Genomic DNA, 26,197 nt, shown 5'->3' on the forward strand with positions numbered 1-26,197 from the left:
AATGGTGGCGTTGTTTTAGTCCAACTTTGACCAACGCAGGGATGACAAAGCCCCAATAGATAAAGCGTCCTTTTAAAGGACGCTTCTAGTCAATGGGAAAGTTGGAAAACCAAGGGGAAATGGTGCCAGACCGCGGCCTACACTAGAGATTCTATGGACAACTTCTAATATTCGGAGAATTCTTGGTGGCCCGGGGCGGAATCGACCAAGGCTAAGGATGCTCGATCCTAGTTGGTGATACAGTAAATCTTGATCAAAACACTTTTGGAGTGAAAGATGCCGACCTATACAGTGACTTACTCAAATACCAAACTAAGTGCCATACAAATGGAAGGTATTGCTCAGGCCATTACCAAAACCCACAATGAGTGCACTGGAGCGAATACCTACTTTGCTCAAGTGATATTTCAAGAAACTCCAAGTGGCAAACATTTCATGGGAGGTAAGCCCGTTCAAGATAGTCAAATCTTTCTACATGGACAAATACGAGCAGGGCGACCACCAGAACTCAAAGAAAAACTGATATTAGCAATGCGCGAAGCTTTAATTAAAAGCTCAGGACTCAGTAAAGATCAAATTTGGATTTATATTGTTGATCTAATTCCCGCCCAGATGATTGAGTATGGAGAAATTCTTCCACTATCAGGTAAAGAGAATGAATGGTTTGCCAGCTTATCAAGCGATCTTCAAGCAAAACTGAAAGCCTTAGAAAAATAGCCCAACAAGTGGGCTATTGAGATTCTTGGTGGCCCGGGGCGGAATCGACCAGGGCTGAGGATGCCTTACTCTGTGGGAGCCAATTCTGCTCCAGCTGGTCTTTTGTAGCGGTTGTAAGACCACATATATTGATATGGCTTAGAAAGTATCATCTCTTCAAAATAGTGGTTCATTTCTGTACAGGCATCGACTAGACAATCAGGAAATGCCTCATTCATCAATTGGCTCTTAATGAGCCAGCCCTTTCCTAATCCCAGTCTTTCTGCGCTAACAAAAAGGATTGCTACATTTACTTGGCGAGCCAATTTAATTGGAAATGAGGTTGTATAAGCATATTGATTAAAAAATTTAGCCCACACCCCATCGCCAACGCTAGGCACCTGATCCGCCAATAGGCCAACTACCTCACCCTTTATTAAAGCTCGTTTAATCTGACGAACCCCGCTAATATTTGCCTCAACAAAATCAATTTTGGAGTGTTTACGTGATTGAAGCATAAGCTCATTAACCCACCCCTTTCGAGCAGGCCTATACATTACCGTCGCTCTTGTATGTTCGGCAAAAATACGAGGCACTATTTCAAAGCCTCCTAAATGTGAAGCAAGAACAATTAAGCCTTTGCCATTTTTGGATAGCTCAATAACTTGATCCAAGTTTTCAATAGTTACTTTATCAATGGAGGATTTTGGATGCCTCCAAATCCATAATGTGTCAGCAAACATCATTCCAGATTCGGCAGCCGCCCTCCACGGGGTTGATTTGAATCCCGAATAATGGGCTGCGCTCTGATGATTTTTATATAGGCGTCGTCGGTACCTGGCAGAAAACAAGTAAACCAATACACCCGTGCCAGCGCCAATAATTTGAATGGCTGCCAATGGAAGTGAGCTAAAGAGCCGCAATATGAAATACAACATCGGCCATTCTAGACGCTATTAATGAAAAAACCACCCGAAGGTGGTTTTGGTGTTTCTTGGTGGCCCGGGGCGGAATCGACCAGGACCTAGGATGTCCAATCCTATCTTCTATAACTATCTAATTTCTCGCTCAAAGCCTCAACCGCTTTAGTTAAAGCATAAAGCTCTTTTTCTTTCATCATGTCGATCTTTTGATGAAGTAATTCGATTTCTAGCTCTGCTTTTACATTGACTTCAAAGTCGTTATTGGCATGTTGCCGATCTATCTCCGAGAGTCTATTCTGACTCATCATGATTGCTGGCGCTGTATAAGCCGCTTGAAATGACAGCATTAAATTCAAAAGAATGAAAGGGTATGGGTCCCAAACATTGGCATTATTTACAGAGTTATAAGTAATCCAACCCAAAATAGAAACGCTTTGAATAATGATGAACTTCCAAGAGCCCACCGTTCTTGCCACCGCATCCGATATTTTTTGCCCAACAGTCAATGGTCCTATGGGTTGCTCGACATGGGCTGTAATTTGGGTCGGCAGTCCTTGGCGATGCCTTTTTCTGTGGGCACGCAAAGCGTCTAAAACTTGAAGTTCTTGATTGGTAGGTATGGCTGTAGTCATGGGGCTCTCCTAGTGTGCTTTCTGTACTCTACGCCCATAAAAGAAAATAGCCCAACAAGTGGGCTATTGAGATTCTTGGTGGCCCGGGGCGGAATCGAACCACCGACACAAGGATTTTCAACTCTGTCCCCCAGACTAAACTCCCGCTAAATCTCAAAAGGTTCACCCCACCATAGGCTAACTTTGTGCACAAAACTTTCTTGGGTGTTTGTATGGGGTTGATTTGGTTGAATTATTTTGACCCACGCAAGGAGTGAGAGAAAGTTTGGTGGCGTAGTGGGGATTTGACTGACGCAAGGATGTGATGTCCTTGTCATGTTCGGGGTACCCCACGCATGAAGCGTCCTTTAAAAGGACGGGTTATTTAATTAGCGCCTCTACAAGACGCTCAAACATGTCATCTTCATTCATACCCGCATAATCGCCAATTAGATGTTTAGTGATTGAACTTTCTATTTCATCCTTATCAGGCGTATTAAATAACGCTTCAACTTCATCCTCGTCATCAGCTACAACATAGTGCCCAAGATTAAAGTCATAGATCTCCCCTTCGAATTCAACTTTTGAAGTAATGATCATTTCATCCCTTCCTTCGCGCAGGCCTGCTTTATTCCAGTAGAGAATTAAATTCTCATAAAAGTCATCTACTGATTTAACTTCAAATGAACCAAAGTAGCTGTCATTATTAAAATTTCTTGAGGCATGCAAATCAAATTTTTTCATAGCAATTTTCTCCAAATATTTTTCTTATTCTATCTCCGCTAGATATCAATACTAGCTATACCTCTCATCCCGATAGTCACAAAAATCAATTTAGTCCAAAAGATTACTAAAAATTCCCTGAATTCATACCAAATCGCCTGATTTTCAAAATAAGAATTATTACGAATACGAGGTGGGGTTAGATTAGATCACCAGGGGCCGAGATCTCCACTGGCGTTGAAAATTGCGCGGTAAATTTTTAGGGCTTGCTACTGATCGGCTTAATAGCCTGTTGGTGATGCTGGCGATCTTTCTCGAGCTTTAATTGTTGTTTTGCTGAATCTACATTACGCCTAAGAGAGGTAACTCTTGCCTGCTTGAGATTCATTGTCTTAATAGGCTTAATCATTTTGATAGCTTCATCTACAGTAAGCGCATCTTCATCCTCAGACAAGCTGGGGGCAGATGCCAAACTATTCATACCAAATTGATATTGCAGAATCAGCCGCGCATGGATCTGACTATCGGCAAATACTGCTGTTTTAACTTGATGACCATTGATACGGACAAGGGCTTGATATTTGTTCATACAAATATTTATAGTCTCGGCGCCCCTCGGGTCTTTTAAATCATGTCGCATTCGGCTCTTTGCCAGCTGGCTCGCCTCTGCGATGGGGGCTTCAGCCCACCCATCTTTTCCAAAACGTGCACCACGTGGTGCTGGAAAATGATGGTCTTCTCTGTCCTAAGCGCACCAGCTGGTGCAGGACATTCGTCTTAGGCTTCGCTGGATCGGTGGCGACAGCTATCGCCACCTATGGGGCTACCTTGCGGTGCGCCCCATATATAAATGTCCTTTAAAAGGACAAACATCAACGGCCAAAGCCCGCACGTACAGCGCCGCTTGCGGCTTCAATTTGAGTATCAAGCTCACCCGCCTCTACGGCGACCTTAATAATCTCTAGGGCTTTAATCAGCTCCTCTGCTGAATTCACTTCTACAGCAGTTTTACCTTTAGCAAACTCAATGATCTTGGCACCATAGCGGATGTTTAAGCAAACTTTGCCATCCATAGCAACAAACCACCACTGACGAATACGCTTTTCATGTTCAATGGTTTTACGTGCACCAGTGATGTCTTTAACTGTTTTGAATTTCTTAACAGTAAATGTGCCGCCTTCTTTGCTGGCTTTAGCTAACTGGATCTGCTCCCAGACTTTGTTGGCTAATTTATTACGACGATGTAGTACTGGCGGTATAGCTGTTGGCTTTTTTGAATTAACCATTTTCAAACTGTTTAATGTGCTCATCTTTTTCTCCTATAAGTTAATGGGCACACTTAATTTATTGTCAGAGTTTTTGGATGGACAACCTCTTTTTGCCAAAAGCCACAGAGATCTAATTATCTGACCCAGATCTTGTCTCCTTTTATTAGGTTTCACTAAATAACTACGACGACAAAGCAGAAGAACGTTTTGTATGCCATAACTTATTACTACTGAAACAAGGGCAGTGACACCCAGTCGTTATGTCACCCTAAAGCTGGACTTAGAGTCGCAGTCATGGAAATTCTGGGCGGTAGCAGAGACTTGTATTCACCATCCTTTACAGGACGCCATTAGCCTTGCTGACTAATATGAATCAAGTATATAAATTAGCACAAAGATCGTAAAACCTAGTTTTATGGATCACGAGAAAGCCCTGCTTACACAGCAACTTTCAAACAAGACAAAGGTAGCCACTTATTGCTTTTGTCATTGTTGCGTTTCAAGCCGCACGTAAAAGGAGACAGCGAAACCGCCCTTCCCAAACTGGTTGTGCCCATAAGTGGTGTAGTAAAGAACTCAACAAAAGTCCTTTTCTATTACTGAGCCTGTTGCTTAAGGCTCAGTGTAGGTTGAATCTTCCAAAAGCTCTTAATAAGAAAAAGAAATGTGATGAGCGACAAGCGAAATCACAGGAGAACGTAGTTCGCCTATCTATCTATTTCAATAAATTCAATATTTCTTCCTGATATTGAATTAAATTCTTCAATACAAGTTTCTCTTAAATCCTCAATTCGCTCATCCATTTCTTGGAACGACATGATGTCATCCCTGCTTAAGTCAGTTTCTTCTTCTAATACATCATCAATATCGTCGATATCACATGACCAGCTATAGCTTAATTCTTCTTCCTCTTTGTGCTCAATGAATCCAAGTAATTTGTCAAAACAGACAATTCTTGTACCAATTAAATGGGGGTTATTGTCCTTATAATCCATCTGAACTACAACATCGGGATCTATGATTGAAGCGCACTTAGCAATATGATCTTGTAACTTTTCAGGGGCGATATTTTTACTTTCAAACTCAAGCTTATGGGTTGAACCAAAATACCAGCAACCATGAGCTCCAAGTAATTCACCACCATCAAATTCATCCCCTTTACTCATGCCATAAAGTATTCTTGTGACAGCAGAATATCTCTCCGCATTTTTATCAAACGAGTATGTTCCAGAGCTATCTGTATTTTTATCGAAATCATTCTTAAATCTTCGGATAATTTCTTTTTCTAATTCACGAATTTTTTCATTGCCATAAAAAGTAAACGTGCTTTCTACAGGTGTAGACATTTTTCACCTCAAATTAAATTTGTTTAAGTAACTATAGCTAATTTTTATAACAACAGAATAGTTTTAAGCGGAAATCTTTCAAGCTCGCTGGCTTGGGTGGCTGAGCCAAAATTTAAAACGCTTATAGGTCGTTTTAAAAGGTCATCAAAATATCGTGGCGAAAATGCCACGATAAATATAAGAGAACAGTACTACTCTTATATTTTTGCCTAACTCATTGATAAAAAAGTACTTCTTTTTCAGCCATTTTCGGTTGCCCAAACCGAATCTAAGAAAACATACTGTAGTTCTGTATTTAATATATTTGAGGAGAAAGTATGTCACAAGCTAGAGTTTTAAATCCACAGGAACTACGCCGAGTTTTAGACCATGTTGCTACACGTAGGCATTCAGCACGTAATCGCGCTATGTTGCTGTTAACGCACTACGCGGGTATGCGAGTCGCTGAAGTAGCCGCACTACGCATAAACGACGTTTTAAACGGCGACAGTACTATTAAGGGTGAAGTGCGCTTAATGCCCGAACAAACCAAGGGCAAACACCCTCGTACTGTTTACTTAAATGAACGGATGCAAAAGGAGCTGGCGCAGTACATCAAAGTAATCAAAATCAAAGATGCAACGAAACCCTTGTTTTATACACAGAAACAGGCGGGGTTCTCATCCAACTCTTTGACCCAGTACTTCTTTTACCTTTATCGCAATGTCGGCCTAGCTGGATGTAGCTCACATTCAGGTAGAAGGTCTTTTTTAACTGGACTTGCCAATAAAGGCACAGCGATTCATATATTGAAATCTCTCGCTGGGCACCGCAACATCAGCACCACCGCCACCTATCTCTACAGCAGTCCCGATCAACTCAAAGCCGCAGTAGAGCTAATTTAACTATTTGGAGAAGTCGCTAAACACTTCTCCAGTGTATTTGTCATTAACCCTTGCTGTCTTTAAGTTGACAGTAAAAGCCAATCCTCTTGTGGCAAGTCGATGACCAAACCACTTACACAGAACCTCAACTCTAGTTGCATTGTTCTTTCCATCAAGAATAAGTACTTGATCACCAAGCAAGAAAGTGCCACTAAATGTTGAACGCCTATATTTCGCATCGGTAACATCAATTACACGAGCATTCTTAACCTTTATAGGCTTTATAGGCTTCGCTAATTTTGTAGTGTGAGGAATATCACTTTCCTCTTCCCACACTGGTGCTTTGTAATAGAAATCCATATAACCCTCATATTTGCTTACAAGTTGTTATTAGGATATCAAATTTGTCCTTTTAAAGGGCATTTACTGTGCGGGGAATTTACCTAGAACCACATTCTCAATTATTAGCTCGGCACCACTTAGATACCTTTTTACGCTTGAGCCCATAGTGTTCCTCCTTGCGGCATTTATAGCTGGAAAGAGCTTTGGAGAAGTCATTGCTTTGGGGATTAAAGTTAAGCTCTCACCTATCTTCCAATTGGGCACTTTTGGCTTCTTTCCTTTGTGCTTCATGTATTCATCATATACATCTAAGGTTTTCTCTAAATTTTGTACTGTGTAATTTCTAGCCAATTGATACTTGGCATTACTTTTAGTTGATCCCTTAGTTGGTCTACCACGTCCTGCCGTATGGCGCTCTTTTAATAGTTGTGCAAAACGACTTTGTAAATACCTTTTACTAGACGTTAGTGGTACAGCAAGAATCATCACCTCATCTTTGCTCCAACCATCTTGCCACTGTGACTTATCTTCCAGCTCTGTTAATTTCATTGCCCCATAGTTTTCGGCGAATAAATTCGGTCCTCGCTCGTCCTTAGTCCACCACTTGTGAAAGTCATCATCTCTCACATCTCCAAAGTCTTTATATAGCTCGGCATGTTTTCCTTTGCCGCCACGCTCACAACACTCTAAATATTCTTGATTACGGCGTAAGAACTGCCACCACCAGTAATAAGGACTGCGCTTTTGATATCCAAGTGGCAGTCTTTTGTTTTTTGTACCAAATATAGGGTACGGAGCTAGGAATCTTCTTGGCATTTTCTTGGCATGTAAATTGCAGGAATTCATAATCGTATCAGAAATATACCCGTTCTGCGTTCTAATTTAATTATGGCCAAGCGGTTAAATTTCTTAACAAGCAGTCATATTTCTTAATACAGAAAGAGAGTTAAAAATGAATGCATTATTAAACGCAGTAGATACAACCCCTGTTACAACAAACGTCCTTTTAAAGGACACAGCCAAAGTAACTAACGTTGCTGTTGGTACTACCGTTGCCCTTACTAATATGGAAGCAAATCGTATTAACTGGGAACAAGGTGCCTACAGAACAAGTAATCAAGCCTTATATGCAGTATTAGGCGATTGCTTGGCTTTTTGTGGTGATATGACACTTCCAGAAGCTAAACAACGTAGCGCATCTTTAGAGTCTTTCTATAAGGATCGCGGCTACACATATAAAAAGGATCTCCCATTAGCGACACGTGTAGTACGTGCAGTTTTTGGATCAAGAGATCGCCGTCGTATTAGCACCTACTCTTTGGTTATTCGTCAGGCAATGAAAGAGAAAGTTTTGATAGCTGACTTTTCAGCGTGGGTGGAAGAGCGTGGCGGGGTTCAAGAGATCAGTCTTGGCAAGAGCGCTACTTACATCAAGCCTGCGGACAAAGCTGAGATTGCTAAAAGCAATCTAAAAGGCAAAACACCGATTGGCTATGCCAAGTCTGAATTGCTCTCACATGTTGCTGATGCTCAGTACCTAGGCGATATGTGCGTACTTTTAGCAGAGCAACAAGCTGATGGCAGTTTTGGTGTCTATGCAGTTTTGCGTCAAGACGGACTGGTTAAGTCTGCCTTTACCTCTTTGTATGCGGTTGGCAAAGAGCTTGAAGACAAAGCCAAAGCAGAGATCAAAGCGGCAAATGATGCTGATGGTGCGGTTGCTAAATCAGCTTAATTAATCAAGGGGAATGTTATGAGCGTTCCCCATTCTTATTTGAAAGGAATACAAATGTTTACGAAAGGAAATAATCATGAGCCTAAAACAATTGATGACATCATCTTTGGAAATAATGAATCTAAATTGCGGATTGAAGATATTGTCTCGGGTGCCGAAGAATTACCTTACAGCGGCAAATCAGCCATTCTTTTATACGGAGTCTTTGGGACAGGCAAAACCACACTGGCCAAAATGCTACCTAACCACATTGAATATGGCAAAACTAAAGAAGAGTTAGTTTGGGATCCAGTGTTTATAGGCTGTCAGCAGGGCTTTAATGGGCCACAGCTAATGACTAAGATTGATGCAATCATGACAACAATGTCGCTAAACGTCAGCGGCCTTCATTACTTCATCCTTGATGAGGTGGATAACTTAACCAAGCTGGCGCAACAAAGTTTGAAAACGGCCTTGAATACGACATTAGGTGTATTTGTGCTCACAACAAACAATGTTTCTCAATTAGATAAGGGCATGTTAGATCGTTGCATCTTAGTTGAGATGAATGCGGCAAATCCGAATGCTTATTTGGATATTGCCAAATCCATTGCCAATGAAACAGGAGTCACTTTATCTAATGATGAGCTTCTACCAACTATTCAGGCCGCCAATGGATCATTTCGTAACTTGTTTCATAACGTGGGGCGCTTGGCTAGACGTAAGGCGGAAAAGGTGCCACCTAATGCTATCTACTAAGGAGGGAACTATGGAATCAGCATGGATTGTCTTTCTTGCAGACGATGATGAATTTGTTATTGAAGTCTTTGATAACGAAAAGGCGGCCATTGATTGCTTTAAGTACCACATTAGCTCTGCACCATCAGCCACCTACATCGTTAGAATAGACCCAACAAACTTTCAGTCTACCTTTACCGTCCCACTTGAAGAGTAAAGTTAATAGCCCACTTCCGAGTGGGCTTTTTTATGCCAACCTATCCGCCGCCATCGTTGCCGTCAACTTGCTGTAATGACGATCAATCATGGCGGCACTATTTCCCATCTGCTTAGATAGCGTATGTATATCAGTCTTGTTCTCTAGTAGCTCCAAAGTAGCGTAGGTATGACGCAAGGAATATAAAGTACGCATCTGTCCGTCGTGACTCAATCCCAAGCCACTATCTCGCATCAATCGCTTAAATGCGCCATCAATCCGCATGGGCTGGTGTCCGTTGGCAAAGACAAAGATCCGCTCGGGGCAACGAGTCTCAAACAATCTGTCAAATGGGATGTCGTACACAGCCTTTTGCCTACTGTGTAATCGCTTGAGAACGTCTACAGCTTTATGTTTGGCAATGAGCCAACGCCCTCCTGTCTTGCCATCCACCCAAATACGTAGGTATTTCTTATCTCCCTGCGTGTGCCACTCAATATTATTCCAGCAGATATTCAGTGCTTCAGTGCCATGCCGCATGCCTGTGTATAAGAGCATTTCCACATAATCTCGCAGTAGCGGACGAGTCTCATGCTCAATCTCTAATCGGCCTTGTTTAATCCATGGCTCCATAAACTCCAACAAGCGATCAATCTCTTCACGAGTGAATGCTGGGCGGGTTTTACCCTTCTGCCCTCTAGCTGTGAGTTTGGGAATAGCTACTCGCTCGCTGATCCAGCCTTTGCTAATAGCCACAAGCTGTAACTTAGTCCAAGCACTGGCAAAGTTCATTAGGGTGCTGGCACGAGGGATCTTATTCATCTGCCTATTACGCCAAACCTCAAACTCATGCACGTCTGTATAAGTTATTTCTTCTAGTCTTTTGTCCTGAAAGTAAGGTAGAAAGTATTTTTCAATACAGGTGATGTAGCTACCGTAGACACTTTTGCCTATACCCACATCCAAGTCTTGCCGCATTGAGTAGAGAGTGGCGTGTGCAATTTCTGCAAACGTGGGCGACTTTTGTGCAAGCCCCAGTCTTTGGCGAAATCTGGTTTCATCGTAAAGATCACAAGCCATTCGTACAGCGTGTTCAATGCTGGCTTGGCGCGTGGTCTGGCGATGCCATGAGCCATCTTGCAATCTAAAACGGCAATGCCAAAGTGGGCTTCCGGGTCTGCGGTGGATAACTACCTCGCCATCACGCAAGTAAAGCTCTGTGGGTTCGGCGTATTTGAGCTGGCTTAGGGCTGTGGGTTGGGATTCTTGGAGTGGTGAGGAGATTACTTCTAGGTGACTTTCAGGTACTTTGATTACCTTAGTCACTTTGTAGGTGGCGTGCTGTTGTCATACAGCTATTTTATTTTCAGCTTTTGTTTTGAGCAACCTTAAAAAGAAACGCCTTCCTCTTTTATTAATTATGTTTACCTCGTAGTTTTGGCCACATTGAATGATATTCATTTTGGTTAGAGCAACTCCTTATTCTCAAAAGTAGCGGCATAATCTTCTGCACTCAAAACTGTGCTGAATAAACCAACATCCTCTCCAGCATGCTTATTGATCCCCACATAATTAAGACTAGCATCTTCATAACGCTTGAACTTATAAACAGCATCATTCATTAAGCCGCTATTAAATACACCTAGACTAACCAATATTTCAAAATCTTTAACTGTTAATCCAGTTACTTTTTTAAACAAGCCTGGCTCCAGCTGAGTTATCACATCTTGTAAACTTCTCTCCCTATAGTCTGTTAGATACATAAAAACTGGAATACGAGTTGCAAACTTTATTAACTTCTCCTGTATCTGTTTACGAAGATTCTTATACTCCCTCTCCTCATCAGTCATAGTCTTCTTATCTTTAGCTGAAGGTTCTTTTTTATTGGCCTCTTGCTTTATTTTTTTGACACTTTCTGACTTATTGATGATTGTTTCTATTTCTTGGTTGAGATTACGGAATCCTTCAATGCTCATCAAGGCCTTCATCGCATCCTTATTATTCATAAGTCGCTGAAGCGTTGAATTATCAACGTTTACCAAGAGGGCGCTTTCCCAGCGCCTAGCCAATAAAGTTGCAGTGGTTCCACTCATAGCCAAATCAAGTATTCCAGCCGCATCAATCTGCTTCATGGAAGAACCGTCATATGCTAATACTGGTAAAAACTTAATAAACTCTTCCACCTTTTTTTCTGGATTACTTTCATTTACCTCTAAGCGACAACTGTAATCTGCTATCTGCTTAAGAGCTCGGTCTGGCGCGAAATCAAAAACATAACACTCCTCTTTAATGATTTGCTCTTTATTTGGGGATGTACTATCTGTATTTTTGATAGTCCAAGGTGTTTGGACTCTAAAGGCCGCTTGAAAATAAGTTTCGGGTGATGTTGTATTGCGCAACATAAAAATACCTGTCCAAGGCTTTACTGAGACGCCGGTAGTTAGCTTGCCGCAAGATAAGGTAATTGTTTTTGTTTTAAGTGGATCATCCATAGCCTCAAAAATAGGCGGCAATGCATCAACTCCAATTCCAGCACTGGGGCCTGCGGCTATGATGACTTCATAGTCGTTATAAAACTTATTTTGCTTCTGCTTAAGCAAGCTCCCCATTGCATAACATGAGGCAACTGTGGGAAGAAACCAGAAGGTATGAGAAAGTAAGTTTAAAAGCCGCGCATGAGAAAATGGCATTGGAGGTTTTTTAGCCCCCAACTTTAAATTATCTATAGTAGTTTCGGAAAATGATCCTCGAATTAAATCAAGCCATTTTTGAACTTCATTTTCATATTTAAATTTTGCATTCTTACCTTCTCCATTTGCCGAAAAAAATACGTTTAAATCAAATTCGTCAAATTCACCCTCCATTGCTATACGCTTTATAGAATCGGGTAATTGGTATGTCATCAGTACCATTCTTGGTAATGCGGCATACGGGTTATTAGGCTTTACCCAAGCCATTTTTGCACGTTGCTCATCGGAATACGTCCAATTGTAAATTTGTTCTTCAATGAACTCACCTGAGCCAATCGCCCTAAAAGGGGTGCCCGACAGATAAAGATACGAATTTGTTGTAATTGGCATGACCTCTTCATCAAAATATTCAATTCCTTCACCCTCTGCAAACTTGATCTCTTTTTTATCTTCTGCTTCAAAAAGTTCTTTTGCACTTTCTCTCCAAGCGCCATAATGATATTCATCAAAAACAACGCAATCCCAATGCGTTGTGTGAACCCATTCATTTTTTGCTTTGATACCTCCTACAGAGTTTTTACCGAGGTAGTCTTGAAAGGAGCCAAAACATACAAATGGTTTATTCTTTTTTAAATCTTCATAGTGCAAACCATCACGCGAGAGAAATTGCCAATCAGCAAAATCAATATGATTTTTTAGATCCTCTTCCCATGCATTCTGAACTGCTGGCTTAAAAGTAAGTACGAGAACTTTCTTCCAGCTCATCTGTTTAGCCAGTTGATACGTAGCAAAAGTTTTACCAAATCGCATCTTCGCATTCCATAAAAAATGCGGCGTTTTACTTTTATTTTCACTAGAAAAACTTTTGAAATACGTAATAGTCTTGGAGACAGCTTCAGATTGCTCGGGACGCATGCCAAAATCCGCCGTTCTATTATCTTCTGAGAAGACGCCTGATTTCACCGTAATAATTGCGGCCTTAACATCAGCTACATTGCATTTAAACCATTCCCCGTTAGGATTTTTAAATCCTTTCTTACGTAACACTCTATGAACATCATGATCAGTAAATGAACCACCATCACTTTTCATAGCTGATTCTTCAAGCAAAATTTGGTACGGTAATTTACCTGGTGTTTTTAATGAATATATTTGTTTTAGCCGCGCCTGAGCGTTAATAGTTGTAAAGCCAACTTTGAGCAATCCATTAAATTGTGGATTGCTATCTTGATATGCATAAATGGTTGGGTTTGTATCAACTTTTTTTGGAAAAAACTCATTTGCCATATCAATCTTCCATTGGCTTTATTTTATTAGAAATATGCGTTATTTCATCTTTCGTTAAGCCGTATCTTTCATACAAATCTTTCTCAGACCATTTTTTCTTCATCGACAAACTAGGTGCGAATAAAAATCTATCTTTTGTTATATCTTGTGAAAATGACATTTGAGCCACAAGGAACCTAACAAATTTCGTTTTTAGATAAGAGGCTAAATTTTCTGCCTCCTCTTTATTGTCAAATGCACCAGCAACTAAATAGGTTTCAGTACATACGTAATCAGGTGGTAAAACATCAACAATGGAAAGAACTTTCCGCATCCCTTGTTTGTCAGGCTGTCCAGCATGGTCATATGAAACTTTTGATGTAATTACTTTCCACTTATTAATTAATTCAAAACCTGTTGTGATTTCACTCTTTTTAAAAGGGCCTTCGCCACCATTCCACCTCAAAATTAGGTCACCAGTTTTAGTTGGCCTGATATTTGTAGATAGGCCAAATGGTTTTCTACTTGAGACTTGTTTACTTAAGGAAAGGTCTTTCTTTTGATTTACTTTTCGGATGATGGAAATTGCATTGCTATCTCTAATTAAAGTATTAAATTCATTTAGCGATCTAGTGGATTTTGTGGTCAATCCACTATTAATAGTTGTAACTTCACAGTCTCCAGCATGGTCACGAGACCAAAGAAAATAACAAATACCCCCAGCAATATCAACACCTGGAAAACAATCTGAAGCGTTTGGAAAATCAATTAAATGGCTGAGCCTATTATCATTCAACATTGAATTTCTAAATTCATCAAGCCCTTTACCACCAGCAAACCATCTTGACGGAACAATCATTGAAATAAATCTAGGATTTAATTTAATGGCCTGTTCAATAAACTTGTGATACAAAGGTGAGGCACTTTTCCCAAAGCCTCCATCGTTTAACTGGTATGGTGGATTGCCAACTATTACATCAAATTTCATATCAAAAATTTCCTCTGGCGATTCAGTGTGAATAAATTGATAGGCATGGGTCTCAAGCTCACTACCTCGATTATGAACCTCAATACTTGCTCCGCAGAAGGTGCACTTATTGTTTTTCCATACGTGCTCAACTCTATCAAATTTAATATTGCCCTCAACATTTTTAAATCTATTTACTAATGAGTATTTGCCATTTGCATTTTTTGAACAATAAAGTGATCTTCTAGAAAGTAGTGAGGTTAATTCCGTGATAGCTATTCCAAATACTTGATTGGTCAATATATGGTTAATTCTTTTTTCTTTATCAGGTATTACTTTTGCTAAACCAACATCTAGCCTCTTAACTATTTCGCGGAGGAAAACTCCCGTCTTACTCACTGGATCCAAAAAGGTTGTTTCAGTACTTTTCCACAGACTTAAGGGCAATAAATCTAAAATTTGATTTGCTAATACTGGGGGAGTGAAGACTTCATCATTGCTTAGATTGGCTATGCATGTCAGCACGTCTGGGTTATAGGTTGTGTTAACGCTCATTTGTAACACCAAAATAACTTGTTAAAGGATAGTCCTTTACTGGTGTTGGAATGAAAACTCCATCACCCATATCAGAAAACAATGGCAATGATTCAATTTCTGCATGGATTAGCAATCCTTCAAATGAATAATCGCGTCGCTTTACGAACCCCTCTGTTGCTGGTGACCACTCTGAAAATACAATTGGTTTTGGTGGATTCGACGCTGTTTGAAACGTCAATGCATCACCCCAAACAATATTCTTACTCAAAATAAACTCTATTGAGTTAATGCATTCTTCTCTTTTATTACTCTTGTATGATTTATCATAAAATTCAATGAATTTATTGAGCAATCTTTTTCTGCAATCAACAACATTATCTTCAAGAATGTCTATGCCATAAAGGCTTGAAACGGCAATAATCGAATAGCATTCAAACTCAGTTTGACTCTTTTTGTATCTTGACTCCACTGTCGCCAATTTTCTAGTTAATATTTCTATCAAAAAGTTACCATGCCCACATGCTGACTCTAAAAATCTTGAGTCAATTCGTTCTGTTTCATGCTTGACTAAATCAAGCATTGCGTTTACCTCACGAGGGTTTGTATAAACCTCACCATGGTTAGTGACCCGATTTCTAGAAACAACTTGGGAATCGAGCGGTTCCTGTTTTAACTGGTTACTCATTTATATTTTTTTATTTCTCTAATTTGCCTTCTACAGCCTTATTGTCTAGTCAGGCTAACCTTGTTTAATGCTTTAACTATCATTTTGCGTTATTTGGCACGTGTAATCAATTTTGTCGTTTTAAACGACATTATTAGTTAAGGGGCTCATCTAGTGAGCTTCTGGTCTCATATTCTGACTATTCGCCATAACTTAGGGGATAGTCATGAAATTTCTTATTACCTTGTTCTTGATAGCTCAGCTTGGACTCTTTGTTCGCAACTCTAGCGCACAAGTAGCAAATTTCGATAACTCGCCATACAACATGCAAAACAGCCCCTACAACATGGATAACTCGCCGTATAACATGCGTAATAGCCCTTACAACATGGATAACAGCGCGTACAACGCTAACTCAAAAAATGGGGTTTATGACAACTCAGGCAATCGTATTGGCTATGAGGTTAAGGCGCCAAGTGGAGTAACAAATTACTTTGACAACTCAGGTAATAGGATTGGCTATACGCCATCAAAACGATAACGCCATGTTGTTTAGTGCAATCATACTCAGCATTGTTTTGCCAATACAAGTATCGACAACTAGCCCCAGTTTTAAGCCATTCATTGTTAAAGCCACAATTGATGCGGCAGTACTTGCAGGCCTTCCTTCCTCAAAAGCGGCAAAAAAATATGCTTTTCAATCTCAAATTCCAGATTTCTTAATGGCAGAAGCATATCTTTCCTCTGAGCCTGTTAGCTGGAGGAGACTGTACTTTAGAAAAATATTTTCTTAATGGGCTCATAAAACGAGCCAGTGCATTAGTATTTAAATATCAACGCAAATAAAGAGTCATTATGGGTGATATGGAGCGGCTACATAGAATTAAGTACATGATTCAAGCGCGCCATTGCGTTTCGCTTGACGAGTTTCTATCTGAGCTAGAAATATCAAAAGCAACCTTTAAGCGCGACTTAGAGTATTTGCGAAGCCGCATGAATGCGTCAATTGTTTACGATAGATTTAAGGGCGGGTACTGCTTTGATTCTGCCGTAATTGGTGAAAAAATTGAATTGCCTGGGCTTTGGTTTTCTGAAAAAGAGGCTACAGCATTAGTTCTAATGCAACACCTCTTATCTGGCCTCGATAAAGGCGGCCTAATAGAGCCACACATTGCCCCATTAACCTCAATCATTGATGGCATTTTAGGTCAAAGCAACACTCCGACAAAAGAACTGCGTAAGAGATTAAAAGTATTTGGAATGTCGGCGCGTAAAGGCTCTATCGAAAATTTTGAAGAGGTTGGTAACGCCCTCCTCACTCGCAAGAGACTTCATATTACTTACTATGCTCGTGGTAAAGATGAAACTACTAAGCGTGAAATTTCCCCACAACGATTAATCTTTTATAGAGATAACTGGTATCTAGATGCCTTCTGTCATCTACGAAAAGATTTACGTAGCTTTGCTGTCGACTGTATTAGCAAAGCAATCATTACCAACTCAAAGGCAGATGAGATTTCCGAAAAGCAATTACATGAACACTTTGCAGAGAGCTATGGAATATTCTCTGGCAAAGCTAGTCAACGCGCCAAGCTAAAGTTCTCACCTGAAAAAGCTAGATGGGTTAGTAGTGAAACATGGCATGGTCAACAAGTTGGAGCTTTCGATAAGGAAGGTAACTACCTTCTAGAATTTGATTACAACCAAGACCCAGAATTGGTAATGGATATTTTGAAGTATGGAGCAGGCGTTGAAGTTCTGGCGCCAACAAGTCTTCGTAAACGAGTTAAAGATGAGGCTACAAAAACATTAGCTTTGTATTAATTTGTCGTTTTAAACGACACGGCAAGTAACCACCCCGGATGGTTGGCGCGGTTAGGCAGAGTTAGGGAAAATAGACAGCGGTAGGCAAAGTCCAACAGCGTTGAATACTGTGGGTAACAGTAAACACTAAGACTAGAAACGAAAAATGACTGCCTAAGCAGTCATTTTGATGATTCTTGGTGGCCCGGGGCGGAATCGAACCAGGGCCGAGGATGTCCAATCCGATGGCCAACATATCAAAGCAGGCCCTCTCAGCATGGTTCTCTACTTTTATTAAATGAGAGTGATTCTCAATAAGGTATACAATGAGAATTATTCTTATTTGATAAAGATCTCATTTTATGAAAAACACTATTGCTTACGCCTTATTTTGTCTCTTGATTGGGGTCGCTACCTTGGTGAGCGCCAACCAGTCAGAAATCACCATCAAGATTCAAAAGGGGCGCTTCTCACCTGCCCAAATTGAAATCCCAGCAGATACCAAAGTAAGACTGGTGATACAGAATTTAGATGACACTCCAGAAGAATTTGAAAGTCATGATCTAAATCGAGAAGTGTTTATTAAAGCAAACAGTAGCGCCTCCTTTTATATTGGCCCACTCTCACCAGGACGCTACAAGTTTGAGGGTGAATTTAGCCCTGAAACCGCTCAGGGCGTGGTGATCGTTAAATGAAAAAGATTATCTTTATACGGATTCGATGCTTCACGCTACTGTTCTTTTTGTTAACCACCACATTTACATATGCCGGCGAATATCTCAGTGGGCCAGCTGACTATATCTATAGTCCAAGAGTTGAAGAAGGCGAGCGAGAGATTGATACGAAATTTGGCACCCAAAAGCCCAGAAGCGGCGAAGACTCTAGGCAATCAGGTGCCTCTATCGGATTGGGCTATGGTGTCACTTCTTGGTGGTTTACCGAAATATATGGAAAGAATACTTGGGATGGCAATAACTCTCAATTTGATGCTGTTGAGTGGGAAAATAAATTTCAACTGACTGAGACTGGAAAATATTTTGTAGATGTGGGGTTCTTAATTGAATTAGAACGCCCGCAAAATCGAAATGAAGGGTATGAGGCTAAGTATGGTTTTTTGCTTCAAAAAGACTGGAATAAGTGGCAGGCAAACTTAAACCTACTGATGCAAGGTCATTACACTGGCACCGAAAATCAAGGCACCTATTTTGGCTATCAGGGACAAGTGAAGTATCGCCTTCAACCCGAGCTTCAGCTAGGAGCACAACTGTTTTCTTGGCTTGGGCAACTGAATAATTGGAACACTAATCAACAACAGCAAACCAGTGTCGGACCGGCTATATTTGGAAAAACTAAACTTGGTCGAAAAGAGGCGCTTGTGTATAACGTTGCCTATCTTTGGGGAACAACTACCGCATCCCCAAAAAACACAATACGTATGCAGGTTGAGTATGAGTTCTAATGAGCGTCGCTTAAATCGACGCTTGACCAACGCAGGGATGACAAATCCCCAATTCATAAACCGTCCTTTTAAAGGACGGTTCTAGTTAAGGAGGGCATTGGAAGACCTAGGGGAAATAGTGCCAGATCCTGTCAAGCCATAAAAGAAAAACCACCCGAAGGTGGTTAGTGTCTCCTCCAACCGATAACGATCTTGAATTGGCTTTTGCTATGACAATTCAATTTTGCTCTAAGTAGAGTGGAATATAGCTAGGACTAACCCTTGGGCGTAATTAGAAATGTCGTTTTAAACGACATCGACTGACGCAGGGATGAATAATTGACATGTCCTTTAAAAGGAAAGTTCATGATGGGGATATCCGGCTCTTATGGCGATTAACCCTGCCAAGCCTGAAAAGAAAATAGCCCAGCAAGTGGGCTATTGAGATTCTTGGTGGCCCGGGGCGGAATCGAACCAGGGCCGAGAATGTCTGACTCTAGCCCTAGACTACTTTACCTATAGCCCAATACATCGTCTTGAGTTCTCTTTTGCCCCTCAAGGAATAGCTTAGTACATATCCCAGCGCCACTATGAAAACTTTGTTTTTTAGAGTCGACTTGCATTTGATACAAGGTATCAAAGCAATCCCTTCGATTAACGAACTTGAAGCTCTCTGTGTGGGTTTGCTTACCCTTGTAAAAATGAAAGAAATCTAAAGTCCAATACTTGTCGCCTTGAGCGGTTACAGTGGCTTGCTCTTTTTTAAGGGGTTCAGCACAAGAGCATAAGGCCATAACTAAAATGAGAATTATTAGTTTTTTCATTATTAGTCTTCTAATACTAACCTCATGCCTGCCAAGACATAACGCGACTCTGGCGTATTCACATTTCTAAAAGAAGATCGACAGTACAAAGGCCATGAGTGCCAAGAACCTCCTCTCCTTACTCTCGCTTCACCAATATTGGGGCCCTGTGGGTCTATGGTTGGTGCGTATTGATAATAATTTTCAGCATACCAATCAGAGCACCATTCCCATACGTTTCCGATCATGTCATATAAACCAAATGGGTTTGGGAGAAAACTACCAACGGGAGCGGCAAATTCATAATGACTCTGATAGTCAAGGGCATAACGTTGCCACTGCGGCCAAATCTTTGCGGTATCTAAATCAAACACTTTGGCATATGAGGCAAGTGTATTGGGATTGTCGCCAGTAAAGTATCTGCTATCCGTCCCAGCTCTGCAGGCATATTCCCACTCCGCTTCGGTTGGCAGTCGATACCTTTTGCCCTCTTTCTCGCTTAACCATCTGGCCATAGCATTAGCATCATTCCAAGTAATGTTAACTACTGGAAAATCCTCTTCTTGAGTAAATCCTGTTTTATCCCATGCATACCGATTATTGCGACCCTCAAAGACTTCGTCATCAATAGTCTTTAAGTGAGTATCCAGTGGGTTAAATCCATATCCACCAGTACCATCTTGGATCGATTCAGGCATATATCCGGAGTTGGTCAAAAATAATTCAAATTGCTTAATAGTGACTGGGTGCCGTCCCATCCAAAATGATCTAGTGATGACCGCTTTATGCAATGGGCTTTCATCATGAAATTCAGACAGCCGAGTTAATTCATATTGAGGAAAATCTTGTCTTAGAGAGTTTTCCGTTTCATTACTGCCCATTAAGAAACTACCAGCAGGAATACAAGCAAATGCCATTCCTAAATGATTTTTAATTTCTTCCACAGAACCCATATTCATTAGCGACTCCTGCGCCCATAACCAAAGTCTTTATCTGGCTTTTTAGCATCCACATCAGCACCTATGGCGCGCATTGGTTTTTGACAATGCGGGCACGTAATTCCATCCCATTCATCTAAATACTCGCCAGAGTGACAAACCCTACAAGAAAGATCCCCGAGATAAGAGCTTGATAGGCTTAAGGGATCGGTAACCTTATATTCCTCAACATCCTTACATTGTCGACAAATCATTGGCACGCTCAAATAGCTACCACTTTTTTCTCTACCAATTGAACATATACAGTCAAACTTGCAGGCAGGACAAACAAATTTATATCTAGCCATAAATCTATCGCACTAATTCTTTTTAGATTGAATATCTAGACGCTTCATGCGAGCATCTTGAATCAGTAATTGCCTTTCTTGATTAGCAACTCCGATAGTGATTTTTTTAGAAATGAGATCTGCATAAACGCCATCGATTTTTTTAAAGAACTCCTGATACACCGAAATCATCTCGGGACTTAATTCCTCTAGCGCAATAGGACGACAAGAATTAGCTTCAAGCAAGTAATTAGCTAATGCCTTAGCCTGTTGATCAGTTAATTTATCGGCTGAATTAAAGAGGGCTTGTGCATGCGGATTGTTCCTTGTAACAACGATGATCTGACTATCCACCAACAATGCATCTGCACTTTGATTACTGTTAACAATACAGTCATTAAGACGCTTTGCCACAGCACCAGTATGAACTGGAGCTATTGCAGTCATTGGTGCCGGCGCCTTAGCAACCTGTACTGGGTTATTGGGGGCAAAGTTTGTCGCACATCCACTTAAGAAAGCAATGCCTATCAAACTTATTTTGAATATGTTTTTCATTGAATAGCCTTTGAAGTTTAGCGATACACAAAATCAGCGCGGCGGTTTTCTTTAAATGCCGCTTCAGTTTGCGCTGGGTCAGCTGGCTTTTCTTTGCCAAAGCTCACTGCCTCTAGTTGAGACTCACTAACACCTTGAGAAACAAGCGCTTTCTTAACAGCTTCGGATCGCTTTTGGCCCAAGGCTAAGTTGTACTCAGCGGTTCCACGATCATCGGTATTACCTTGAATAATGACGGATGCCTTTTGCCTTTGAAATGCTTTCAAGTACGAAGCATGGGCAGAGATAGTAGAGGCATATTTTGGATCTAATGTATAGCTATCAAACTCAAAATAGATAGAACGCTTGCCATAAACGCTAGACTTAGAATCGCTGATTGGATCATACGACATTGAGCCGCCAGCGTTGACAGTAGCAACACTATTAGCATCATCTAACTTAACGCTACTACAGGCGGAAACAAATAAAACCAATAATGCCAATGGCAATATTTTTACAAACTTAAACATGATGGAATTTCCCAAATACGGCTGAATAGGCTCAGCCATGCTATCAATAGGATTGATCTTATTTAGACCAATCCCAACCAAGTAAATTAGGTGTTAGCTTTGGGTGGTTTAAATGCTGAGTCGGGGAAATTTTGCGAAAACAAAACTTCATTAACGATAGAGAACGAAGCCACTGCAATCGATGGAGAGAAAACGGTAATTTCAATTTCGCTAATATTAGCTGTTACATGGCTCATGAGGTACATGGTATGAACCTGCTCTTTGTCGTCAGCTGAGTCAGAGCTATTATGTGCTTGCTGTGACATTGAAGCATTGCTGTAGCTACCAGCAAGCTCTGCCCGCTCAATTGCGGATTGAATAAAAATACTTCCTGCCGCCGCCTTAAACGCAATCAAGAAGAGGCATATAAATAAAACCAGCGTTTTTCTACGGGGCAACATGGCTCAAATTCTATACCCGATTACTAAATTTGTCGTTTTAAACGACATTACAAGCACCGACCATGGACGAGCGTCTCTTAAATAGACACTGACCAGCACAGGGATGACAAATCCCCTCGTTCAACAAACGTCCTTTTAAACGACATTCCGAGTCAAGGGAAGAGCTGGAAAACCAAGGGGAAATGGTGCCAGACCGCGGCTAACACTAGAGATTCGATGGACCACTTCTAATGTTCGGAGAATTCTTGGTGGCCCGGGGCGGAATCGAACCAGGGCCGAGGATGCCCAATCATTATTTCCTATTGGCCCCATAAGTCTTATTAAGATAGTCGACTATGACTGGAACTTCCTCATCAGTAATGGGCGCCTTAAATACATTTTTCATCCTTAAAACTTGGGCATTCCAATAGCCAACTCCCGTATTGGGCGGTTGATATTCTGCATAGTGGGCAGAGTGACAGGTAGAGCATTTCTGTAAAGTCAGCTGATAGCCTGGCAAATCTGATGGCCTCCATAAAACAGTATCAGCTGGCAACTCAATCGTTTTAGCTTGTGCCATTTGTGCCAAAGCAAGAGCAGATAGAAGGAGGATAATTTTTTTCATATTCTTCTCCTTAAACCGCTGTGACTTTAACAGTCTCAACAATATTTCGCATATAGCCAGCCGGCATCCAACTTGCAGTCATCGGCTGAACTTGGCCAGCATGATTGAATGCTCTAACCCTCAAGTCCAACATCCCTTTTTGTTTTGGCGTAAATTCAATGCGCCACTCTCTAAATGAGAAGCGACCTAGATCTTGGCCCAATCTTGCTTCTGTCCAATTTTGTCCATTGTCCTGCGAGAACAACACTTTCTTTATTCCAAAGCCAGCATCAAAGGCAATGCCTCGAGCTTGAACCGGCTTACCAACAGTGACAACGCTATTGTCTGTGAAGTTCGTAATGAATGAGCGGATAGTGAACTGATTAATAGGAATCGTTTTAGAAGGAGCAGTTCCAGGCGCAACACAGTTACAGTCATTATCAGGAATACGATAAGCAGGATTCATCCAGTAGCCGTTATAAACATCATCAACTACTTGTATTTCACTCAGGTGCTTAACCCAATAGGTTCCGTAGTAGCCGGGAACAATTAACTTGATTGGATAACCATTTAAGAAAGGAATATCTGTTCCATTCATTTGATAGGCAACCATGACATTGCCATCCATCGCGTGATCAATGTCCAAACCTTTTACGAAGTCTGAATCACTTGGCAATACTGGTTGATCTAAGCCATCAAAGGTCACTTGCTTGGCACCTCGACCAGGATTGGCCGCCTTCAAAATATCCTTTAAGGCAACACCAACCCAAGCGGCATTACCCATGGCGCCATTACCAAGTTGCCCACCATTAACTCTAGGCTCAAATAAGCCACGACTATTACCAGAGCATTGATTAACAGCAACAATACGTTGAGCTGGAAAGTTTTTCTTTAAAGACTCCAGAGAAATCTCTAAAGGCTTTTCTACATTGCCACCAACTTTTAGCCGATAAGTTTTAGGGTCAATGGATGTTGGAATGCCAGCCATGTGATAACGCACAAAGAATTCATCATTTGGCGTAATGACATGATTGTCGTAATACTTAAATGGGGTTTCTAATTGCGGCGGCCGAGAAGTCAACACAATCATGGGCTTCTTTTCAGGAAAGGCCATGAGTTCGCGCTCACCATAGGCTATGGGTAAATTCGTTTTCTCTACACCCATTGCCCAGGATGGCAATAATGAACTGGCTCCACCAGCCAAGGCCGCTGTAATGACTTTACGTCTATTGGTAAAGTTTTCTGAATTCATCAATGTCTCCTCCGCCCATAGCTATCTGGGCATCATGTTGATCTGGATCAATATAGCCCATAAAGATAGTGCGTACGGGTAGGAGATACCCGCATAGACAGTGCCTTTATCACCAGCGTCGCTTAAATCGACACTTGACTGGCACAGGGATGACAAATTCCCCATTCACAAAGCGTCCTTTTAAAGGACGCTTTATATTTAAGCCGCTTTAATGTGAGGTCTATACCGCTTTATAAATTAGGTTCAGCGCCACCAAGAAAGTAAAAATGGCGAATATCTGTTGCACTCTAGTGCCGCTGATCTTTTTCTCCATTAACTTTCCAAATACCAGCCCCATAAGTGATCCCAAAGCAAATAGGATGGCAATCTCTACATTCAGATTGCCTGAAGCCAATGACACAAGAGCGCCCCCTGAAGACACGATTGCTAGAACACCTAGAGAAGTGGCAACAATGGATTTCATTGGAAGGTCCGTGAATTTCTTTAGTGAAGGCACTATGACAAAACCACCGCCAACTCCTAATAAGCCCGACAAGAAACCTGCAGTGAGTCCTGCATACATTAAAGATCTGGCGCATGGGACTGTCCAAATCAATTTACTAATTGATAAATCCAACTGGCAAGGCGGCGGGGTTGCTGAAGTTGGTAATGTGCCATTGATAGTCTTATGGGCCTGTATATATAGGCGCGCAGACACAAAAATTAAAATAGCACTGAATAGAAGTAACAAGGGAGCATTGGGCATCTTATTGGCAACCCATAGCCCAATAGGCGACATGATGAGGCCAAAGATAGACATAAAAATCGCGGCTTTATAACGCAGCACTTTTTCTTTAAGTCCAATAATTGCGCCTACTGTAGCTGATAAGGCAATGGCACATAATGCGATTGGACTTGCTTCAGCCATTGGTAAATGAACAAAGAAAACTAAAAGTGGCACTGAGAGTATTCCGCCTCCTGCTCCTGATAGCCCCATTAAGATCCCAACAAAGGCGCCTAGAGCAGGGATGATTAATATATGTAGGTCCATTAGTTGACTTGCAAGTGAAAGTTAATATTAATTGGCATTCGGGGTGTAGTGATCCTACAATGAATTATGGAAAACGCCCCAATCGTCAAAACCTTTTTTGATGCGCCCACCTGGACCTTTACCCATGTGGTTTATGAAGAGCCAGGGAGTCAATGTGCAATTATCGATTCTGTGCTTAATTATGATCCTAAGTCAGGGCGAACAAGCACCCAATCAGCAGATGAGGTCATTGAATTTATTCGACATCAAAACTTGCAAGTTAATTGGATCTTAGAAACTCATGCTCATGCGGATCATCTAACGGCAGGTTCTTATATCAAGAAGCATGTTGGTGGCAAGCTGGCAATTGGTAAGCACATCCAAGAAGTTCAAGCAGTTTTCAAAAACATTTTTCATTTAGAAGATGCATTTCAAGCTAACGGATCTCAATTTGACCATTTGATTGAAGCAGATGAAGAATTGCCTTTGGGTAACCTAAAAATGAAAGCACTATTTGTACCCGGACACACTCCAGCTTGCATGGCTTATGTAATAGGCGATGCTATTTTTGTGGGTGACACAATGTTTATGGCTGATGTTGGTACAGCTAGATGTGACTTTCCTGGTGGTGATGCACATGCTTTATATAAATCGGTAAAGAGAATATTAAGTTTTCCTGATGAGACTAGGCTATATATGTGTCATGACTACCCGCCAAATGATCGGGAAGTAGTCTATGTAACAACAGTTGGCGAAGAGCGTCAACATAACATTCATATCCACGATGGCATTTCAGAACAAGACTTTGTGGCGATGAGAACAGCAAGAGACTCTACCTTAGAGATGCCCGTATTAATTTTGCCGTCAGTCCAAGTAAATATTCGTGCAGGTGAGTTTCCTCCCAAAGAGGCGAATGGTGTTTCTTATCTAAAGATTCCATTAAATTATTTATAAAGTGGCATTGCAGGGGCTTAATCAGTGCAGGGATGAATCATCC

32 protein-coding genes are annotated in these 26,197 nt (G+C 41.1%); 11 read left to right on the forward strand and 21 right to left on the reverse strand.

The features are described from left to right. Positions 1-276 precede the first annotated feature (276 nt). A complete protein-coding gene (locus Pas1_RS09275) occupies positions 277-717 on the forward strand; it encodes a tautomerase family protein (protein ID WP_112295086.1) in 441 nt (146 codons plus the stop codon). 65 nt (positions 718-782) lie between these two features. On the opposite strand, the gene Pas1_RS09280 is transcribed toward Pas1_RS09275, so the two are convergent. The 6 genes from Pas1_RS09280 to Pas1_RS09305 form a co-directional block, all read right to left on the reverse strand. Next, a complete protein-coding gene (locus tag Pas1_RS09280; protein WP_112295087.1) occupies positions 783-1,634 on the reverse strand; it encodes an LpxL/LpxP family acyltransferase in 852 nt (283 codons plus the stop codon). A 101-nt stretch (positions 1,635-1,735) separates the two neighbouring features. Beyond that, positions 1,736-2,251, reverse strand: coding sequence for a DUF1003 domain-containing protein (locus tag Pas1_RS09285; RefSeq protein WP_112295088.1), 516 nt, complete (start codon positions 2,249-2,251; stop codon positions 1,736-1,738). A 360-nt stretch (positions 2,252-2,611) separates the two neighbouring features. Then, positions 2,612-2,974, reverse strand: coding sequence for a hypothetical protein (locus Pas1_RS09290; protein WP_112295089.1), 363 nt, complete (start codon positions 2,972-2,974; stop codon positions 2,612-2,614). A gap of 238 nt (positions 2,975-3,212) precedes the next feature. After that, positions 3,213-3,542, reverse strand: a complete 330-nt coding sequence (locus Pas1_RS09295; protein ID WP_112295090.1) for a hypothetical protein — start codon at positions 3,540-3,542, stop codon at positions 3,213-3,215. A gap of 283 nt (positions 3,543-3,825) precedes the next feature. After that, a complete protein-coding gene (locus Pas1_RS09300; protein WP_112295091.1) occupies positions 3,826-4,263 on the reverse strand; it encodes a DUF6641 family protein in 438 nt (145 codons plus the stop codon). Between the two features lie 665 nt (positions 4,264-4,928). Next, on the reverse strand, positions 4,929-5,567 hold the full coding sequence (locus Pas1_RS09305; protein ID WP_112295092.1) for a hypothetical protein: 639 nt from the start codon (positions 5,565-5,567) through the stop codon (positions 4,929-4,931). 317 nt (positions 5,568-5,884) lie between these two features. On the opposite strand from Pas1_RS09305, the gene Pas1_RS09310 reads away from it, so the two are divergent. Beyond that, positions 5,885-6,451, forward strand: a complete 567-nt coding sequence (locus Pas1_RS09310) for a tyrosine-type recombinase/integrase (RefSeq protein WP_112295093.1) — start codon at positions 5,885-5,887, stop codon at positions 6,449-6,451. Here the strand turns inward: Pas1_RS09310 and Pas1_RS09315 are convergent, their stop codons facing one another. Further along, positions 6,452-6,790 (reverse strand): hypothetical protein, encoded by a 339-nt coding sequence (locus tag Pas1_RS09315; RefSeq protein ID WP_112295094.1) that lies wholly within the window; start codon positions 6,788-6,790, stop codon positions 6,452-6,454. It lies immediately after the preceding gene. 63 nt (positions 6,791-6,853) lie between these two features. After that, entirely contained in the window at positions 6,854-7,618 is a 765-nt protein-coding gene (locus Pas1_RS09320; protein WP_136625613.1) for a hypothetical protein, read from the reverse strand. Between the two features lie 106 nt (positions 7,619-7,724). On the opposite strand from Pas1_RS09320, the gene Pas1_RS09325 reads away from it, so the two are divergent. The 3 genes from Pas1_RS09325 to Pas1_RS09335 are packed head-to-tail and all read left to right on the forward strand — an operon-like array spanning position 7,725 to position 9,441. Next, the gene (locus tag Pas1_RS09325; RefSeq protein WP_112295096.1) at positions 7,725-8,507 is read left to right on the forward strand and encodes a hypothetical protein; all 783 of its coding nucleotides are present in this window, start codon (positions 7,725-7,727) and stop codon (positions 8,505-8,507) included. Positions 8,508-8,561: 54 nt separating this feature from the next. Continuing rightward, positions 8,562-9,245: an AAA family ATPase gene (locus tag Pas1_RS09330; protein ID WP_158526002.1), complete on the forward strand. Its 684-nt coding sequence runs from the start codon at positions 8,562-8,564 to the stop codon at positions 9,243-9,245. 10 nt (positions 9,246-9,255) lie between these two features. Continuing rightward, entirely contained in the window at positions 9,256-9,441 is a 186-nt protein-coding gene (locus Pas1_RS09335) for a hypothetical protein (RefSeq protein ID WP_112295098.1), read from the forward strand. A gap of 30 nt (positions 9,442-9,471) precedes the next feature. Here Pas1_RS09335 and Pas1_RS09340 read toward each other — a convergent pair whose 3' ends face one another. From Pas1_RS09340 to Pas1_RS09355, 4 genes are all read right to left on the reverse strand, one after another. After that, the gene (locus Pas1_RS09340) at positions 9,472-10,746 is read right to left on the reverse strand and encodes a tyrosine-type recombinase/integrase (RefSeq protein WP_112295099.1); all 1,275 of its coding nucleotides are present in this window, start codon (positions 10,744-10,746) and stop codon (positions 9,472-9,474) included. Positions 10,747-10,886: 140 nt separating this feature from the next. After that, entirely contained in the window at positions 10,887-13,397 is a 2,511-nt protein-coding gene (locus tag Pas1_RS09345; RefSeq protein ID WP_112295100.1) for a GIY-YIG nuclease family protein, read from the reverse strand. Position 13,398: 1 nt separating this feature from the next. Next, on the reverse strand, positions 13,399-14,898 hold the full coding sequence (locus Pas1_RS09350; RefSeq protein WP_112295101.1) for an Eco57I restriction-modification methylase domain-containing protein: 1,500 nt from the start codon (positions 14,896-14,898) through the stop codon (positions 13,399-13,401). After that, positions 14,888-15,565, reverse strand: coding sequence for an SAM-dependent DNA methyltransferase (locus tag Pas1_RS09355; RefSeq protein WP_112295102.1), 678 nt, complete (start codon positions 15,563-15,565; stop codon positions 14,888-14,890). Before Pas1_RS09355 ends, Pas1_RS09350 begins: the two co-directional genes overlap by 11 nt. Before the next feature lie 205 nt (positions 15,566-15,770). On the opposite strand from Pas1_RS09355, the gene Pas1_RS09360 reads away from it, so the two are divergent. The 5 genes from Pas1_RS09360 to Pas1_RS09380 all read left to right on the forward strand — a co-directional run bounded on the left by Pas1_RS09360 (position 15,771) and on the right by Pas1_RS09380 (position 18,806). Then, a complete protein-coding gene (locus Pas1_RS09360) occupies positions 15,771-16,085 on the forward strand; it encodes a hypothetical protein (protein WP_112295103.1) in 315 nt (104 codons plus the stop codon). A gap of 4 nt (positions 16,086-16,089) precedes the next feature. After that, positions 16,090-16,338 carry a hypothetical protein gene (locus tag Pas1_RS09365; RefSeq protein ID WP_112295104.1) on the forward strand — a complete coding sequence of 83 codons (249 nt, stop codon included), beginning with the start codon at positions 16,090-16,092 and terminating at the stop codon, positions 16,336-16,338. A gap of 97 nt (positions 16,339-16,435) precedes the next feature. Then, positions 16,436-17,368 (forward strand): helix-turn-helix transcriptional regulator, encoded by a 933-nt coding sequence (locus tag Pas1_RS09370; protein WP_225971617.1) that lies wholly within the window; start codon positions 16,436-16,438, stop codon positions 17,366-17,368. A 341-nt stretch (positions 17,369-17,709) separates the two neighbouring features. After that, entirely contained in the window at positions 17,710-18,042 is a 333-nt protein-coding gene (locus Pas1_RS09375) for a cupredoxin domain-containing protein (protein WP_112295106.1), read from the forward strand. Beyond that, entirely contained in the window at positions 18,039-18,806 is a 768-nt protein-coding gene (locus Pas1_RS09380) for a hypothetical protein (protein WP_216203311.1), read from the forward strand. The genes Pas1_RS09375 and Pas1_RS09380 overlap by 4 nt, the downstream gene beginning before the upstream one ends. 491 nt (positions 18,807-19,297) lie before the next feature. On the opposite strand, the gene Pas1_RS09385 is transcribed toward Pas1_RS09380, so the two are convergent. The 9 genes from Pas1_RS09385 to Pas1_RS09420 all read right to left on the reverse strand — a co-directional run bounded on the left by Pas1_RS09385 (position 19,298) and on the right by Pas1_RS09420 (position 25,221). Beyond that, entirely contained in the window at positions 19,298-19,609 is a 312-nt protein-coding gene (locus Pas1_RS09385) for a hypothetical protein (protein WP_112295107.1), read from the reverse strand. 2 nt (positions 19,610-19,611) lie between these two features. After that, positions 19,612-20,547 (reverse strand): formylglycine-generating enzyme family protein, encoded by a 936-nt coding sequence (locus Pas1_RS09390; protein WP_112295108.1) that lies wholly within the window; start codon positions 20,545-20,547, stop codon positions 19,612-19,614. After that, positions 20,547-20,792 carry a hypothetical protein gene (locus Pas1_RS09805; protein ID WP_225971618.1) on the reverse strand — a complete coding sequence of 82 codons (246 nt, stop codon included), beginning with the start codon at positions 20,790-20,792 and terminating at the stop codon, positions 20,547-20,549. Before Pas1_RS09805 ends, Pas1_RS09390 begins: the two co-directional genes overlap by 1 nt. 93 nt (positions 20,793-20,885) lie before the next feature. Beyond that, positions 20,886-21,407, reverse strand: coding sequence for a hypothetical protein (locus Pas1_RS09395; RefSeq protein WP_112295109.1), 522 nt, complete (start codon positions 21,405-21,407; stop codon positions 20,886-20,888). 17 nt (positions 21,408-21,424) lie between these two features. After that, positions 21,425-21,916, reverse strand: coding sequence for a peptidoglycan-associated lipoprotein Pal (gene pal, locus Pas1_RS09400; RefSeq protein WP_112295215.1), 492 nt, complete (start codon positions 21,914-21,916; stop codon positions 21,425-21,427). Between the two features lie 86 nt (positions 21,917-22,002). After that, a complete protein-coding gene (locus Pas1_RS09405; RefSeq protein WP_112295110.1) occupies positions 22,003-22,356 on the reverse strand; it encodes a hypothetical protein in 354 nt (117 codons plus the stop codon). A 292-nt stretch (positions 22,357-22,648) separates the two neighbouring features. After that, complete coding sequence (gene sorB, locus Pas1_RS09410) at positions 22,649-22,960, reverse strand: SorB family sulfite dehydrogenase c-type cytochrome subunit (protein ID WP_112295111.1); 312 nt, start codon at positions 22,958-22,960, stop codon at positions 22,649-22,651. Between the two features lie 10 nt (positions 22,961-22,970). After that, on the reverse strand, positions 22,971-24,191 hold the full coding sequence (sorA, locus tag Pas1_RS09415; protein ID WP_112295112.1) for a SorA family sulfite dehydrogenase catalytic subunit: 1,221 nt from the start codon (positions 24,189-24,191) through the stop codon (positions 22,971-22,973). 220 nt (positions 24,192-24,411) lie between these two features. Next, on the reverse strand, positions 24,412-25,221 hold the full coding sequence (locus tag Pas1_RS09420; protein ID WP_112295113.1) for a sulfite exporter TauE/SafE family protein: 810 nt from the start codon (positions 25,219-25,221) through the stop codon (positions 24,412-24,414). Between the two features lie 66 nt (positions 25,222-25,287). On the opposite strand from Pas1_RS09420, the gene Pas1_RS09425 reads away from it, so the two are divergent. Further along, entirely contained in the window at positions 25,288-26,154 is an 867-nt protein-coding gene (locus Pas1_RS09425; RefSeq protein ID WP_112295114.1) for an MBL fold metallo-hydrolase, read from the forward strand. Positions 26,155-26,197: the final 43 nt, after the last annotated feature.

It is taken from the genome of Polynucleobacter paneuropaeus (genome assembly GCF_003261235.1).
In the GTDB taxonomy this organism is placed as follows: Bacteria; Pseudomonadota; Gammaproteobacteria; order Burkholderiales; family Burkholderiaceae; genus Polynucleobacter; species Polynucleobacter paneuropaeus.

Excerpts from the sequence above, each read along its gene's own strand:
- Pas1_RS09315 (WP_112295094.1), bottom strand. The coding sequence starts at position 6,790 with ATGGATTTCTATTACAAAGCACCAGTGTGGGAAGAGGAAAGTGATATT.
- Pas1_RS09380 (WP_216203311.1), top strand. The coding sequence starts at position 18,039 with ATGAAAAAGATTATCTTTATACGGATTCGATGCTTCACGCTACTGTTC.
- Pas1_RS09320 (WP_136625613.1), bottom strand. The coding sequence starts at position 7,618 with ATGAATTCCTGCAATTTACATGCCAAGAAAATGCCAAGAAGATTCCTA.
- Pas1_RS09295 (WP_112295090.1), bottom strand. The coding sequence starts at position 3,542 with ATGAACAAATATCAAGCCCTTGTCCGTATCAATGGTCATCAAGTTAAA.
- Pas1_RS09370 (WP_225971617.1), top strand. The coding sequence starts at position 16,436 with ATGATTCAAGCGCGCCATTGCGTTTCGCTTGACGAGTTTCTATCTGAG.
- sorB (WP_112295111.1), bottom strand. The coding sequence starts at position 22,960 with ATGAAAAAAATTATCCTCCTTCTATCTGCTCTTGCTTTGGCACAAATG.
- Pas1_RS09305 (WP_112295092.1), bottom strand. The coding sequence starts at position 5,567 with ATGTCTACACCTGTAGAAAGCACGTTTACTTTTTATGGCAATGAAAAA.
- Pas1_RS09425 (WP_112295114.1), top strand. The coding sequence starts at position 25,288 with ATGGAAAACGCCCCAATCGTCAAAACCTTTTTTGATGCGCCCACCTGG.
- Pas1_RS09310 (WP_112295093.1), top strand. The coding sequence starts at position 5,885 with ATGTCACAAGCTAGAGTTTTAAATCCACAGGAACTACGCCGAGTTTTA.
- Pas1_RS09335 (WP_112295098.1), top strand. The coding sequence starts at position 9,256 with ATGGAATCAGCATGGATTGTCTTTCTTGCAGACGATGATGAATTTGTT.
- Pas1_RS09290 (WP_112295089.1), bottom strand. The coding sequence starts at position 2,974 with ATGAAAAAATTTGATTTGCATGCCTCAAGAAATTTTAATAATGACAGC.
- Pas1_RS09395 (WP_112295109.1), bottom strand. The coding sequence starts at position 21,407 with ATGAAAAACATATTCAAAATAAGTTTGATAGGCATTGCTTTCTTAAGT.
- Pas1_RS09355 (WP_112295102.1), bottom strand. The coding sequence starts at position 15,565 with ATGAGTAACCAGTTAAAACAGGAACCGCTCGATTCCCAAGTTGTTTCT.
- Pas1_RS09350 (WP_112295101.1), bottom strand. The coding sequence starts at position 14,898 with ATGAGCGTTAACACAACCTATAACCCAGACGTGCTGACATGCATAGCC.
- Pas1_RS09300 (WP_112295091.1), bottom strand. The coding sequence starts at position 4,263 with ATGAGCACATTAAACAGTTTGAAAATGGTTAATTCAAAAAAGCCAACA.
- Pas1_RS09375 (WP_112295106.1), top strand. The coding sequence starts at position 17,710 with ATGAAAAACACTATTGCTTACGCCTTATTTTGTCTCTTGATTGGGGTC.
- pal (WP_112295215.1), bottom strand. The coding sequence starts at position 21,916 with ATGTTTAAGTTTGTAAAAATATTGCCATTGGCATTATTGGTTTTATTT.
- Pas1_RS09330 (WP_158526002.1), top strand. The coding sequence starts at position 8,562 with ATGTTTACGAAAGGAAATAATCATGAGCCTAAAACAATTGATGACATC.
- Pas1_RS09420 (WP_112295113.1), bottom strand. The coding sequence starts at position 25,221 with ATGGACCTACATATATTAATCATCCCTGCTCTAGGCGCCTTTGTTGGG.
- Pas1_RS09285 (WP_112295088.1), bottom strand. The coding sequence starts at position 2,251 with ATGACTACAGCCATACCTACCAATCAAGAACTTCAAGTTTTAGACGCT.
- Pas1_RS09275 (WP_112295086.1), top strand. The coding sequence starts at position 277 with ATGCCGACCTATACAGTGACTTACTCAAATACCAAACTAAGTGCCATA.
- Pas1_RS09325 (WP_112295096.1), top strand. The coding sequence starts at position 7,725 with ATGAATGCATTATTAAACGCAGTAGATACAACCCCTGTTACAACAAAC.
- Pas1_RS09385 (WP_112295107.1), bottom strand. The coding sequence starts at position 19,609 with ATGAAAAAACTAATAATTCTCATTTTAGTTATGGCCTTATGCTCTTGT.
- Pas1_RS09360 (WP_112295103.1), top strand. The coding sequence starts at position 15,771 with ATGAAATTTCTTATTACCTTGTTCTTGATAGCTCAGCTTGGACTCTTT.
- Pas1_RS09405 (WP_112295110.1), bottom strand. The coding sequence starts at position 22,356 with ATGTTGCCCCGTAGAAAAACGCTGGTTTTATTTATATGCCTCTTCTTG.
- Pas1_RS09365 (WP_112295104.1), top strand. The coding sequence starts at position 16,090 with ATGTTGTTTAGTGCAATCATACTCAGCATTGTTTTGCCAATACAAGTA.
- Pas1_RS09390 (WP_112295108.1), bottom strand. The coding sequence starts at position 20,547 with ATGAATATGGGTTCTGTGGAAGAAATTAAAAATCATTTAGGAATGGCA.
- Pas1_RS09280 (WP_112295087.1), bottom strand. The coding sequence starts at position 1,634 with ATGTTGTATTTCATATTGCGGCTCTTTAGCTCACTTCCATTGGCAGCC.
- sorA (WP_112295112.1), bottom strand. The coding sequence starts at position 24,191 with ATGAATTCAGAAAACTTTACCAATAGACGTAAAGTCATTACAGCGGCC.
- Pas1_RS09345 (WP_112295100.1), bottom strand. The coding sequence starts at position 13,397 with ATGGCAAATGAGTTTTTTCCAAAAAAAGTTGATACAAACCCAACCATT.